Origin of the sequence: Vagococcus zengguangii (assembly GCF_005145005.1) — a bacterium.
In the GTDB taxonomy this organism is placed as follows: Bacteria; Bacillota; Bacilli; order Lactobacillales; family Vagococcaceae; genus Vagococcus_A; species Vagococcus_A zengguangii.
The window spans coordinates 1,865,990-1,878,678 of the sequence record NZ_CP039712.1; the positions used below are offsets into that span (position 1 = coordinate 1,865,990).

Consider the following 12,689-nt stretch of genomic DNA (forward strand, 5'->3'; position numbering starts at 1 on the left):
CCTTTGTTATTTGCCCTTATTCGCTCGGTACCATTTTTTGGCTTTCATCACAAAAAGTGGTAATTCAACAATGCGATATAGACGTTTTGGGTTACTCAATGAGCGGTATAACCATTCTAAATTTAATTTAATAAAAATCTCAGGTGAACGTTTGACCGAACCACTAATCACATCAAATGCACCACCCACATCTTGGAAATACTTGGCTTCGACTGCTTGATAGTGTTTAGCTAACCATCGTTCTTGTCTTGGGAAACCTAACGCCACAAAAACCATATCAGGTTGGGAAGCATTCATCTCCGCTACAATTTCATCTTCACTCAGCTTGGTATAGCCATCAATACTACCGGCAACCGTTAATCCTGGATAAGTTTTTTCAATATTGGTAACCGCTGCTTCTAAGACTTCAGGCTTCGCACCATATAAAAAGATGCGTTTATGATGTGTATGAGCAAATGTAAGCAGTTCATACATCAGTTCAATACCTGCGACACGCTCATTGATTTTCTTTTCTTGCTGTTGCGAGACTTTTACGATGCCAATCCCATCTGGAATGCGGTGAGTTGCTTGATTAATAAAGTCCACAATTTCCGGATATTCATCCGCATGTAACCCAATTTGTGGGTTCACACTAATAAAAGTAAAAGGACCGGGTTGTTTATCCAATTCTGGTAAACTCTGGACAATGTCAGAAAGCGTAATGGCATCTACTTCTAAACCATTAATATATTCGATTGTCATAACGTTTCTCCTATTTCTTAAGTTGTTGTTCAATATGCTGAACCAGACGTTTCGTTGCCGCCCCATCATTCGCTTGATTCCAACTTTTTAAACGACCGTTTTGGTTCGCGGTTAATTGGTTGAACGCTTGATTTAATGTCTTTTTACTCAGCACTGGTCTAATCCCAAAACGCTGATAAAAATCACTTTGGACCCCAACCGTTTGCTGATAATCGTCTAAATCAAAAGTGTAATAAATCGTGATGCCTTTTGGATTAGCTAACTCATACTCAAACGGTATTGAGGAATAATCGGTTATTAAGACATCAATTGAATATAATAATTCTCTAAGCGACAACCCGCGTAAATCCATCTGCAAGTTAGTTAGCGTCTCGCTTGATAGTTGGCTCATCATATGCGGATGAACTTTTCCTAAGACAAAATAATCATCTGATAGTTCTGGTAACTGTTCTTGCCATTTTTTGACAGATAGTTCGCTCTCACGATACGTCGGTGCGTAGAGAACCACTTGCTTGTGTTGTGCTTCAGGAAAAAGCTGCTTAAACTTTAACTGCGCTTGTTCCTTATTTTTTAAATCAAAAAAGTAATCAGTTCTAGGCACACCCGTCACTAGCATCTTAGTCCTTGGTTGATGATAGCTTGATTCAAAAACATCCGCCATTTCTTGTGACCCAACGACATAATAATCGGTGGCATCATAGACTGCTTGAAATCTTTTCTGATCAGCCGTTGTTCGTTGCTTAGTTTTAGGATCTTCCCACCCAAAACATTTAATCGCACCTGATGCATGCCAAATTTGGTAAACTTTGGTTGTTTTATCAAACGTAATGGCTCCTAAAAAGGCGATATAATTATCAATGACAACGACTTTTGCTTGTTTAAGCATTGCAAGTCCTTTTGCGAAAAATTGACCTGAGTTAATCGCGATACATTCAATTCCAAGTGACTGATACTGCACCACTTCCTGTACAAGTTTTTTGTCATATAAGATTACTAACTGTTTCACCTCAACTGATTGCTTAAGTTGCTGAATCAGTTGATCGTTATTATCAGGAAATGTCAAAATGTAAACGACTCGTTGCTGGCTACTACCCGAATTCCCGAGTTGACTAGCTAGCTTCACAGTTGTCATATACGTACGTTTAAGTAATTGGGTTACTAATCGACGCATTGTCTTCACCCCAAACTATTTATGTTCAATAAATTTTTCTAATGTTTCGGCTTCTTGAACGGGAGCCATACTTGACTGGAATAGTGAAGCCGGATTTTTGATAACCGACGTTAATGAGCGACCACTTAAATGTGTGCCTCCAAATAATAGCAAGGCGAAAAGCCCTAAAACTAACATTACTTTGGTTAAATTACTCATTTTGCCAATAGCTGGTTCAGCTAGTGCTTCTTTACCTAAGCCTTGCTCTTTAGCAATTGCTGGTAGTTTTTCTTTTGAAAATTCTTTTTGTTGTTTTTTATAATCGTTTTGATAGTCTTTCTTTTCTTTCGCAGATAGACCTTTAAACCATTTAGTGAATTCTTTATAGTTTTTTACGACTTCTTTTGTTTCTCCGTACTCACGTAATTCACCGTAATGCATCCACACGACTTTGTCACAAATCTTTTCAATCTGACCTAGTGAGTGACTGACAAATAAAATTGTTTTACCTTGATCTTTAAATAGTTGAATGCGGTCGATACATTTTTGATAGAAGGTGTCATCTCCAACTGACAATGCTTCATCGATAATTAATATATCGGGATTTTGATGAACCGCGACAGCAAAACCTAAACGAGACTTCATCCCACTTGAATAGTTTTTTACTGGTTGGTCGATAAAATCGCCTAAATCGGCAAATTCGATAATTTCAGGCATTAACTCATCAATTTGTTTGTTAGTCATTCCGGTCATTAAGCATTTCAAACGAATGTTTTCCATGCCTGTTAATTGCCCTTTAAGCCCTGCACCGATTGCGATAATCGAAGTTTCACCATTAATTTCCATCACACCTGAAGTATGGGGGATAATCCCCGCGATGATATTGGATAAAGTTGATTTCCCCGAACCGTTAATCCCTACTAATCCAACTGTTTCGCCAGCTGGTACTTCTAATGTTATCCCTTTTAACGCCCAAAAGTGTGGCACTTTTTTTTGAGAAAGCCTAAATAGTGCCTTAATTTTATCTGACTTTTGTTTATAAAGATCATATTCTTTTGTGACCAATTGTAACCTAATCTTAATTTCTTTACTCATATTTACCACCTTGGTTAATTATTCTTCCTGTTTCTTACGAATATCGTTTCCTATTATAGCAAAAAACAGAACAATTATCTTCTTTTACGATAAAATGACAAAGGAGCTTGACATAGATTGTCACGCTCCTTATGTCTTTTTAGTTATTTAATACTCAATATTTTAGTCTAATCAGGTATCCCCATACCATCTTGTGGGAAAGTACTTGGCGAAACGATGCCATTTGAAACAAATTCATAATCGGCTGCATCACGCTCATCCTCTGGTTCTTTTCCTAATAAGACGTTAATTTTATGACTAACGTAGTCAATACTATCTTGGTGTAACCCAACATAACTTGCACCATAGTAGCTAAAACTCATCCATGACAGTTTGTTCTGATTAATTGTATAGTTAGTTGATAAGCCTGATTCACCAATTTTCATGATAGTCGAGCGATCAATATTTGTCCAAAAATGACCATCCATCGCTTTTAATACTGATTCTAACTTAGAAATAGAACCCACATTCATGGCTTGATTAATCAATGACATTAAAACTTCTTGTTGGCGATTACCACGTTCGATGTCGTTATCTTTCTTACGCGTACGAGCAAAGGCCAATGCTTGCTCACCGTTTAGGCGTCGCTTACCTTCTTTCAGATCAACGACTACTTCTCCTTTAGCGTTTTGTTCAACAATATCGTAAGGCACATCGACTTCAACCCCACCAAATGCATCAACAACACTTTCAAATGCGTTAAAGTCCACTGTAATATAATAATTAATCGTAGTATTGAATAAGTTTTCTACTGCATCAATCGCAGCTTCAGCTGATTCAGATTCAACATTTTCCCCTTCAGATTTTGCATAAGATTCACCTTGTGCATAAGCCGAATTGATTTTTTCATAACCTGAATAATAATTTGGCACTTCGATGTAAGTATAAGTATCACGAGGAATACTTACCATGTTAATGACTTCTTTTTCAGGACTCATTGTTAACAAAATCATTGAATCGGTACGTGTACTTTGTAAGTCGCGATCTTCATCATTATCGACCCCCATTAATAAAATTGAAATGGGGTCATTGATAGGATCAATATGTAAGTTCAAATCAGAACGTGTTGAAATTGGTGAGTATGAATTATCAATCACACGAGTTGTTTGACCTACTAGTTTAGCTGCATAGGCTAGTCCGCCTAAGATTACTAATAAAAATAGTAAAAGTAGTGTTTTTAACACTGCCTTACCTTTTCCTCTTTTATTATTTTCTTTTCTTTTACGCCTCGCCTTATAGCCACCTAACTTCTTCTGACTTCGACGGTATTCAGATCTACTTGCTATTTGAGATTGTGTCATTTTATTTACATCCTTTTTAATCTTTCTAATTCTTAATTCCATCTCTACTTCAAAAATAATCGGTTAATTATATCATAAATAATTAAACAATTGTAGATTGTTTAAGCAAACTTAATATTTGAACATTTTTAACAGTTGGAACAAGCGTTTTTTTGAGGTATAATAGTAGCGTGTGACTATATGAAAGTAGGTAACTTTATGAGTTTTATTCTAAGTTTAATCGTAAGGCTAATTATCACCTTTTTCTTAGCTTTAGGATTGACCCCCATCATCCAGCGCTTTTCATGTTTAATTGGCGCAGTAGATGTTCCTAACAAACGACGTATTAATAAAAAAATCATGCCCTCAGCTGGTGGGCTTGCCATATATTTAGCCTTTTCGATTGCGATTACTTGTTTATTTAGAGATATTTTCCCTCTTGGCTATTCGCTAAAATTAATTTTAGGAGCCGCTATTATTATCGCTACGGGATTAATTGACGATATTAAGGAAATATCGCCACGAGCTAAAACAATAGGCATGCTGTTAGCCGCTTTTTATGCCTATTTCGTGCTAAACATTCGCATGGATATTGTCAATGTCTTTTCTTTTGAAAACATCGATTTGGGTTGGCTTAGCTTTCCGTTGACCGTGTTATGGATTTTAGGATTTGTCAATGCGATTAATTTAATCGATGGTTTAGATGGTCTGGCTTCTGGTGTTTCAATCATTGCCTTAACAACTATTGGCTTTATCGGTTATATCGCTTCAACCTCAGGTGCCATTATCGTACAAGTTCCGATTATGATATTTATTTTAGTCGCAAGTATCGGTGGTTTCCTACCGTTTAATTTTTTCCCAGCAAAAATTTATTTAGGTGATACTGGCGCACTGTTCTTAGGCTATATGATTGCTATTCTTTCCTTACAAGGATTGAAAAATGCGACACTTGTTTCTTTAATTACTCCGTTGATTATTTTAGGCGTGCCAATAACAGATACTTTTTATGCCATTATTCGTCGTAAATTAAAAAAACAATCTATTTCAAAACCCGATAGTATGCATTTGCATCACCGTCTCTTATCATTGGGCTTCACTCATCGTGGAGCAGTGTTAATGATTTATGTGTTAGCCTTAACTTTCTCACTAATTGCGTTATTATATTCAGCCTCAAGTTCTATTGCGAACGTCGTAATGATTGTGGCCGTAGTCTTTGGCTTAGAACTATTTGTCGAACAAATCGGCTTAGTAGGAGAAGAGCAACGACCGCTTCTCAATGCGATGCGCTATATTGGTAACAAAGCTTATCGTAATAAAGTCAAAGCTGAACGTTATAATAGAAAAAAAGAAAAAAAATAAACTGCCTGGAACTTAAGAGGTTCCGGCAGTTTTTTTATTGTTCAATAATTTCTTTTTAACTTTTGATAAGCTCATGCGTTTCTCTTTAATATTACCTTCGATAAATTCTTGCGTAGCCGCATTCAACACACCACCCAAAATAATCACAATAGCAGCAAAGTTCAACCATAATAAGACGACAATCAAACTTCCAACAATTCCGTAACTATTGTAAGTACTGGCAAAATATTTAACGTAGTAACCAAATATTTGCGTTAGAGACATCCAGCCAGCCGTTGCCACAATCGCCCCGGGAAAAATATAACGAATTTTCGACTTCACGTTAGGCAAAACAAAATATATTAAGCACATCGTCACAAAAATCCCTGTCATCGTCGTTGGTAATTTCCAAGAAGACAAATTTTTATAAATTTCACCGACAATCGGAAAATCCGGGGTGATATGTTCAATAACCCCTTGACCGAATGTAAAGACTGTTGTCAGTAAAATAATCAGTAACATAAAGGAAAATATTATCAATACCGAGAGCACACGACGCACAATAAAATTTTGATTTTTTCCTACACCGTAGACTTTATTAAGTGACACTTGTAGGGCATTAATACTTCGACTAGCCGCCCAAATAGTAGTTAAAGCCGAAATTGATAATAGTCCACCATCTGTTGTTCGCAATAATGACGTAATGGTTCCTTCTATTAAATTATAAATATCAAGTGGGATTAACACTTTAATATAATTTAATACTTCCACGCTGTTAAGTGACGTGTAAGGAAGTAAGTTTCCCACCAAAATAATCAAAGGAAAAATCGAGAAAAGAAGGTAATAAGCAATCGCTGATGAGGATGTACCAATCTCACCGCGACCAAAACTTTGCCAAAGCAACTGACAAAAATGTTGAAACGATTTAGGCTTCACATGTTTATCTACCATCTTCTCCCTCCTCCTTATATGATGATAACGAAAACTTTCAGATTATTCTGGTGATTGTTCTGTTAATAAAATAGGGCCTTCTTTAGTAATTGCTAACGTATGTTCATATTGGCAACTTAATCCACCGTCTTGTGTATAAGCTGTCCAACCATTGTCATCCATTTTCATTTTCCAAGTTCCTGTATTAATCATTGGCTCGATGGTAATCACCATGCCTTCTTTCAAACGTAACCCTTTACCTGCTTCACCGTAGTGAGGAATCGCTGGCGCTTCGTGAATAGTTGGTCCGATTCCATGTCCCACAAAATCACGGACTACGCCATACCCTTGAGCTTCTGCATAAGTTTGAATCGCATGTCCGATATCACCAATACGGTTACCCACTTGCGCTTGCTCGATACCTAAGTATAAGGATTTTTTTGTCACTTCCATTAAACGGTCGATTTCAGGGGTTGATTCACCCACTACATATGACCAACATGAGTCAGACATCGCACCATTTAAATCAATACACATGTCTACTTTAATTAAATCCCCGTCTTTTAAGACTTTACGACGAGGGAAACCATGACAAATTTCATCGTTAATACTGCAGCAAGTTGCATATTCATAGCCTTCATAACCAATTTGAGCAGGAATCCCACCATTATCAACGATAAATTTGTGAACAAACTCTTCAATATCCCAGCTTGTAATACCTGGCTTGATAAACGTACGTAAGTTTTCATGGACTTTCGCTAATAACTCACCAGATTTTTTCATATTTTCAATTTCTCTTGTAGATTTTAATGTAATCATTTTATTCGCTCCTTCATTTACTTAGCACACCTATTCTAGCATATTGTATTTTTTTTACCAAATTCAATCCATCACATAATGATTTTCAAACGTCGATTTTCTGTTATAATAAATCATGATGATAAACAGATTGAGAGGATGAATAACATGGCACTAGCTAAAATCGTATATGCCAGCTTAACTGGTAATACTGAAGAGATTGCAGATATTGTAGCCGAAGCGTTAGAAAACGAAGGCTTAGAAGTAGAAATTAACGAATGTACACAAGTCGATGCCGATGACTTTTTAGAAGCGGATATTTGTGTAATTGGTACCTATACTTATGATGAAGGTTCATTACCAGACGATATCGTTGATTTATACGAAGAATTAAAAGAATTAGACTTATCAGGCAAAATATATGGCGTTGTGGGTTCAGGCGACACCTTCTATGAAATGTTCTGTTCAGCCGTTGATGATTTTGACAAAGCTTTCGCCCAAGCCGGTGCAACAAAAGGGGCTGAATCGGTGAAAGTCGACTTAGCAGCTGAAGAAGAAGACATCGAAAACCTAGAAAAATTCGCCAAAGAACTAGCCAGCAAAGTGAAGTAAAGTGCTTGAAGGAGTGTTGAGCTCTGAAAAATAAGTCAAATCGCGTAGAAAATTGTCTTTTCAAATTTTCGTAGCAATTTGACTTATTTTGGCAAGAGCTACTCACGAAAGCCGGATTATGCAAAGTGCTTGAGGCATCGTTTAGCTCCGATAAATAGCAGCAAAAAAGGTGTGACTAAGAAGTCACACCTTTTTTACATTTTTTTCATAAATTTATTTAGTATCTAATTTTTTTTCATATTCAAATGACATATTTTTCACTTCATCAATTAAAGACATGATTTGTTCTCTTGATGGACGATATAATCCTGATGAATTTAGCGTCGCAATGCCAGTTGCTAAAATCCATGTACTGATAAATAAATTGTTTTTCTTTTCATCAGATAGTTTAGCGAACTCTTCATCTTGATTCATGTGTTTCATAAAAACATCCAAATTAAATTCATTTAATGCCTCAGGATCAAGGTTCTCTTCAACATAGATTGCACGGTACATTACACGTTCATTACGTGCGAATTCAATGTAATTTAATATGATATCATACAAGCAATTCCCTGTAATTTCTCTTGAAAAAACATCGTTAACTAAATGTTTTTTTATCATTTCTAAAACCTGTGTTCTCAAATCTTCCATATTCTCAAATTCTAAATAAATAGGTTGGGTTGAGCACTTCATTCTTTGTGCAATATTTCGTGCTGTAAACTTATCAAACCCCTCTGTTGACACTAATGAGTATGCTGCGTTTAATACTTGATCTTTAGTAATCGTCTTTCTTCTGGCCATAAATGGTCACCTCACTGCTTTTAGTATATTTATAATCCAACTATTTAATTCCCTTTTTAACTCGTTATAATTATAACATAAAAGGATAGGTAAAAAAACAAATAATAATTATTTCATTTTTTCTTTAAAACTATTTCACACATTATTTTGTAGCATATATTTTCTTATCACTTTTGTCCACCTTTTTCATACAAAAAATTGTTAAATTTAATAAAAAATGATAAAATTAAAAGATAATGAGATTAGGGGGAACTATCCATGGAAAATTTTAATACTTATTTACAAAAATATGCTGAATTAATCGTTAAAACTGGCGTTAATGTTCAAAAAGGTCAAACTGTGGTCGTTAACATTGATGTTGAACAAGCTGAATTAGCTCGTTTAATCGTTAAAGAAGCCTACAAATTAGGTGCAAGTAACGTGTCAGTTCAATGGTCTGACGATATCGTGTCTCGCGAATTTTTCGCTAACACAACAGAAGAAAACTTAACAACTATTCCACAACACAAAATCGATGAAATGCAATCTTGGGTCGATGAAGGCGCTAGCCGCATTAGTGTGGTGTCTAAAAACCCTGATGCATTCGCAGGCATCGACTCAGATCGCATTGCTAAATACCAATTAGCTGCTGGTAAAGCAATGTTCCCATTACGTGAAGCCACTCAAGCTAACAAATTAAGTTGGACAGTTGTTGCGGCAGCTGGTAAAGACTGGGCGGCTAAAGTCTTCCCTGACTTAGCAACTAATGAAGAACAAGTGGATGCATTGTGGGATCAAATCTTCAAAACAACTCGTATCTACTCTGAAGACCCAATTGCTGCTTGGGATGCACATGACAAAACATTATGGGCAAAAGCTGATGAATTAAACGCTGAACAGTTTGATGCGTTACATTACACAGCTCCTGGAACTGATTTAATCATTGGTTTACCAAAAAATCATCGTTGGGAAGGTGCTGGTAGCGACAACGTTCGTGGTGAGCACTTCATGGCAAACATGCCAACTGAAGAAGTCTTCACTGCTGCTGATAACCGTCGTATTGATGGTGTCGTTTCAAGTACTAAACCATTAAGCTACGCGGGGACAACTATCGAAGGCATGGTCTTCAAATTCGAAAACGGCCGTGTCGTTGAAGCTTCTGCTGAAAAAGGCGAAGACGTATTATTAAAACTTTTAGATACTGATGAAGGTGCTCGTAGTATTGGTGAAGTAGCATTAGTTCCTAACCAATCACCAATTTCTCAATCAGGTATTGTTTTCTACAACACATTATTTGATGAAAATGCTTCTAACCACTTAGCCTTAGGTTCAGCTTACGCATTCAACGTTGAAGGTGGAACTGAAATGACGCAAGAAGAGTTAGCAGCCGCTGGTTTAAACCGTAGTAACACACACGTTGACTTCATGATTGGCTCTGCTGAAATGAACATCGACGGTATCCGTGCTGACGGCACACGCCAACCAATTTTCCGTAACGGTGAATGGGCATAATTAATTATTATGGAATCGAAACAAGCAAACGACGAAAATCGTTTGCTTGTTTTATTTTATAAGCGCCTCATTAAAGGAGGATAGTACGATGCAAAAAAAAATTTAACCTGACCAATAATGAGTGGTAGCTTCTCAAATGTAAAATTATTTTAGGGAGAAAAACAACAGACCGAAAGAGGCCAAACTAAATTAGTCTGGCCTCTTTTCAAGTATAAACCCAATAATTATTTACGATATTTTTTTTCTAACAATAATGCTTTACCTGTATAATTTGTAAAGTAATTGTCTGCTCCTAGTTCAATAGCTTTTTTTATTTCTGCTGTTGAATCTAATGTCCAAGCATTATATATTTTTTTCGCTTGATGAACTTTCTCAACATTGCTTGGCGTCATCAATTCTTTATTTGTAGATACTATATCTACCTGTTCAAGTGTGATTGCTTCGTCTAATTTTTCTTGATTAGTTACCAATAATAGACGTGGCATCTCAGGTATTTTTTCAGCCATTTTATTTATCGCATTAATATCAAATGACTGTACAATCACATTCTTTACTAATTTATTTTGATTAATAATATCTACAAAGGCTTCAACTTGTTTTCCACCTTCTTTTAGTTCGATTACATAATTAATATCATCTTGATATTTATCAAAAACCTCTTGTAATGTTAGGATAGAAGTCCCATCTTCTGTAGCTAATTGTTTAATTTCTTTATCTGTCAAGTCACTATATTGCTTATCAACCCCTGTGATTTTCTTCGCTGATAAATCATGTGAAACAAATAAAGTTCCTTCCTTAGATGTTACTAAATCTTGTTCTATATATTTAGAGCCATACGCAATAGCCAAATCATAAGCTGCAAAAGTATGTTCTATTTCTTCCCCAGATGCACCTCTATGAGAAAAAACATGACCTGTTAGTTTTTCTTCTCTTAATGTTTTCTGAACAGTTTTAGCATTAAATGCAACTGATACCAACAATAATATCGTTACACATAAAATAATAAACTTTTTATTCAACCCACTAACTCTCTTCCTATATTTAATATTTGACGTCCCCTGTAGGAATCGAACCTACAACTAAACCTTAGGAGGGTTTTGTTATATCCATTTAACTAAGAGGACTGAACTCTTTTATTTTCCCACTTTTGAGTAATTCTGTCTAGGCAGATAAGCAAAAAATCTATCCTAACACCCGGTAACACGTGTTAAGATAGATTTTTTTATTAGTTAATAAGAGGCTTCCATCGACTCTAGCATTTTCACTAATTGTTTTTTCTTAAATGGCACTAGGAATAGGCCGAATAGTGTGTCATTAGCTTTCTGTAAAACGCCATGTGACGTCATCTCTTCCGTATAAGTCACTTCACATTGACTATCTGACACTGCTTTAATGTCGTAGGTCACGTTAAATTCATTACGGACAGTTGACGTATTAAAACGATAACGCTGATTTTTTTGTGCCTCTTCAATCGTAATTTTTGCACGACTGCTTTTTGAAAATTCTTTAACATAAGAGTAGTTAGTTAATTGATGCTCTTTTACGGTTTCACCGGTACTTTTACGAATATCAAAAATAACTGAATTGATGATTTGTTGATAAAAAAATTCAGCTGGCACATTTAGTGTTTTAACGATTTTCATCTTGGTTCACCTCAGCTTGCTTTGCTTTTTTATTAGCTTTAAAAGAGATTACACTTCCCACAATGATAGACGTCACGGCCGTTGTCATCAGTAAAAAATCATACTCCAACGTTGTGCGATTGACACAGAACATAAACATTATTAACCCGATACTAATTAAAAACAAACCATTTTTCATCATGATGCTTCTCTCCTTCAAATCTAACTGTTAATTAAGCTGGTGTACATTGGAAAAATAATACGCCGCCCCAAGGTTGTGCTTTGATGCTTTCTTTTGCTAGTTTAGCAGCTGTTTCTGCGTCAGCTCCGTCTACTTCAAAAAACAATTTAATGCCTTTTTTCTCTTTATAAGTGAAGGTAACTCCTTCATTTAGACTTTCTAATAATTCAATAACTTTATCTTGTTGCATTGCAACGTTCACTGCGATCATCGTTGTTCCCTCCTATAATAATAACAGGGGTAGCGGTAAAAAGCACCGCTTCCCCTTGATTTTTTATTAACCAATTCTTTTATTTTTCAATGACCTTTTAAAACAAAGCGCTTATTAGTCGGAAGCTGAACGTGTCCTCAAGCACTTTTCTTAATCCGGCTTTCGGACGCAACTTCCTCGGTAATATGTCAGAACTCTCAAAAATTATTACACAATTTTCGTCCTTCTTCGCATATTACTCGGAAGCTAAACGTGTCCTCAAGCACTTTTTCTAATCCGGCTTTCGTGAGCATCCCCTCGAAAATAATGCCTCCCATTCAAAAAATATGAGAAACTATTTTTGAATGGTTTTCATTAT

General features: G+C 35.9%; 14 protein-coding genes and 1 tRNA gene. 3 read left to right on the forward strand and 12 right to left on the reverse strand.

Annotated features, from left to right (window positions below):
• Positions 1 to 6: 6 nt before the first annotated feature.
• The 4 genes from FA707_RS08740 to FA707_RS08755 form a co-directional block, all read right to left on the reverse strand.
• Positions 7 to 741: a WecB/TagA/CpsF family glycosyltransferase gene (locus FA707_RS08740; protein ID WP_136953868.1), complete on the reverse strand. Its 735-nt coding sequence runs from the start codon at positions 739 to 741 to the stop codon at positions 7 to 9.
• Between the two features lie 10 nt (positions 742 to 751).
• Entirely contained in the window at positions 752 to 1,912 is a 1,161-nt protein-coding gene (locus tag FA707_RS08745; protein ID WP_136953869.1) for a CDP-glycerol glycerophosphotransferase family protein, read from the reverse strand.
• A gap of 15 nt (positions 1,913 to 1,927) precedes the next feature.
• Positions 1,928 to 2,986 carry a teichoic acids export ABC transporter ATP-binding subunit TagH gene (gene tagH, locus FA707_RS08750; protein WP_136953870.1) on the reverse strand — a complete coding sequence of 353 codons (1,059 nt, stop codon included), beginning with the start codon at positions 2,984 to 2,986 and terminating at the stop codon, positions 1,928 to 1,930.
• A 167-nt stretch (positions 2,987 to 3,153) separates the two neighbouring features.
• Positions 3,154 to 4,326, reverse strand: a complete 1,173-nt coding sequence (locus FA707_RS08755; RefSeq protein ID WP_168177389.1) for an LCP family protein — start codon at positions 4,324 to 4,326, stop codon at positions 3,154 to 3,156.
• A 198-nt stretch (positions 4,327 to 4,524) separates the two neighbouring features.
• On the opposite strand from FA707_RS08755, the gene FA707_RS08760 reads away from it, so the two are divergent.
• Entirely contained in the window at positions 4,525 to 5,664 is a 1,140-nt protein-coding gene (locus tag FA707_RS08760; RefSeq protein ID WP_136953872.1) for a glycosyltransferase family 4 protein, read from the forward strand.
• 12 nt (positions 5,665 to 5,676) lie between these two features.
• On the opposite strand, the gene FA707_RS08765 is transcribed toward FA707_RS08760, so the two are convergent.
• Positions 5,677 to 6,594: a YihY/virulence factor BrkB family protein gene (locus FA707_RS08765; protein ID WP_136953873.1), complete on the reverse strand. Its 918-nt coding sequence runs from the start codon at positions 6,592 to 6,594 to the stop codon at positions 5,677 to 5,679.
• A 42-nt stretch (positions 6,595 to 6,636) separates the two neighbouring features.
• A complete protein-coding gene (gene map / locus FA707_RS08770; protein WP_136953874.1) occupies positions 6,637 to 7,392 on the reverse strand; it encodes a type I methionyl aminopeptidase in 756 nt (251 codons plus the stop codon).
• Positions 7,393 to 7,539: 147 nt separating this feature from the next.
• Here map and FA707_RS08775 point away from each other — a divergent pair, with 147 nt between their 5' ends.
• Complete coding sequence (locus FA707_RS08775) at positions 7,540 to 7,983, forward strand: flavodoxin (RefSeq protein WP_136953875.1); 444 nt, start codon at positions 7,540 to 7,542, stop codon at positions 7,981 to 7,983.
• A 213-nt stretch (positions 7,984 to 8,196) separates the two neighbouring features.
• On the opposite strand, the gene FA707_RS08780 is transcribed toward FA707_RS08775, so the two are convergent.
• On the reverse strand, positions 8,197 to 8,766 hold the full coding sequence (locus tag FA707_RS08780) for a TetR/AcrR family transcriptional regulator (RefSeq protein WP_136953876.1): 570 nt from the start codon (positions 8,764 to 8,766) through the stop codon (positions 8,197 to 8,199).
• Positions 8,767 to 9,024: 258 nt separating this feature from the next.
• On the opposite strand from FA707_RS08780, the gene FA707_RS08785 reads away from it, so the two are divergent.
• Positions 9,025 to 10,257, forward strand: a complete 1,233-nt coding sequence (locus FA707_RS08785; RefSeq protein WP_136953877.1) for an aminopeptidase — start codon at positions 9,025 to 9,027, stop codon at positions 10,255 to 10,257.
• Between the two features lie 224 nt (positions 10,258 to 10,481).
• Here FA707_RS08785 and FA707_RS08790 read toward each other — a convergent pair whose 3' ends face one another.
• The 5 genes from FA707_RS08790 to FA707_RS08810 all read right to left on the reverse strand — a co-directional run bounded on the left by FA707_RS08790 (position 10,482) and on the right by FA707_RS08810 (position 12,331).
• Positions 10,482 to 11,276 (reverse strand): glycerophosphodiester phosphodiesterase, encoded by a 795-nt coding sequence (locus FA707_RS08790; RefSeq protein WP_136953878.1) that lies wholly within the window; start codon positions 11,274 to 11,276, stop codon positions 10,482 to 10,484.
• 33 nt (positions 11,277 to 11,309) lie between these two features.
• Positions 11,310 to 11,381, reverse strand: a tRNA-Arg gene (locus FA707_RS08795).
• A gap of 105 nt (positions 11,382 to 11,486) precedes the next feature.
• On the reverse strand, positions 11,487 to 11,900 hold the full coding sequence (locus tag FA707_RS08800) for a DUF3284 domain-containing protein (protein ID WP_136953879.1): 414 nt from the start codon (positions 11,898 to 11,900) through the stop codon (positions 11,487 to 11,489).
• Positions 11,887 to 12,081 carry a DUF3188 domain-containing protein gene (locus FA707_RS08805; RefSeq protein WP_136953880.1) on the reverse strand — a complete coding sequence of 65 codons (195 nt, stop codon included), beginning with the start codon at positions 12,079 to 12,081 and terminating at the stop codon, positions 11,887 to 11,889. Before FA707_RS08805 ends, FA707_RS08800 begins: the two co-directional genes overlap by 14 nt.
• 31 nt (positions 12,082 to 12,112) lie before the next feature.
• Positions 12,113 to 12,331, reverse strand: a complete 219-nt coding sequence (locus FA707_RS08810) for a hypothetical protein (protein WP_136953881.1) — start codon at positions 12,329 to 12,331, stop codon at positions 12,113 to 12,115.
• Positions 12,332 to 12,689: the final 358 nt, after the last annotated feature.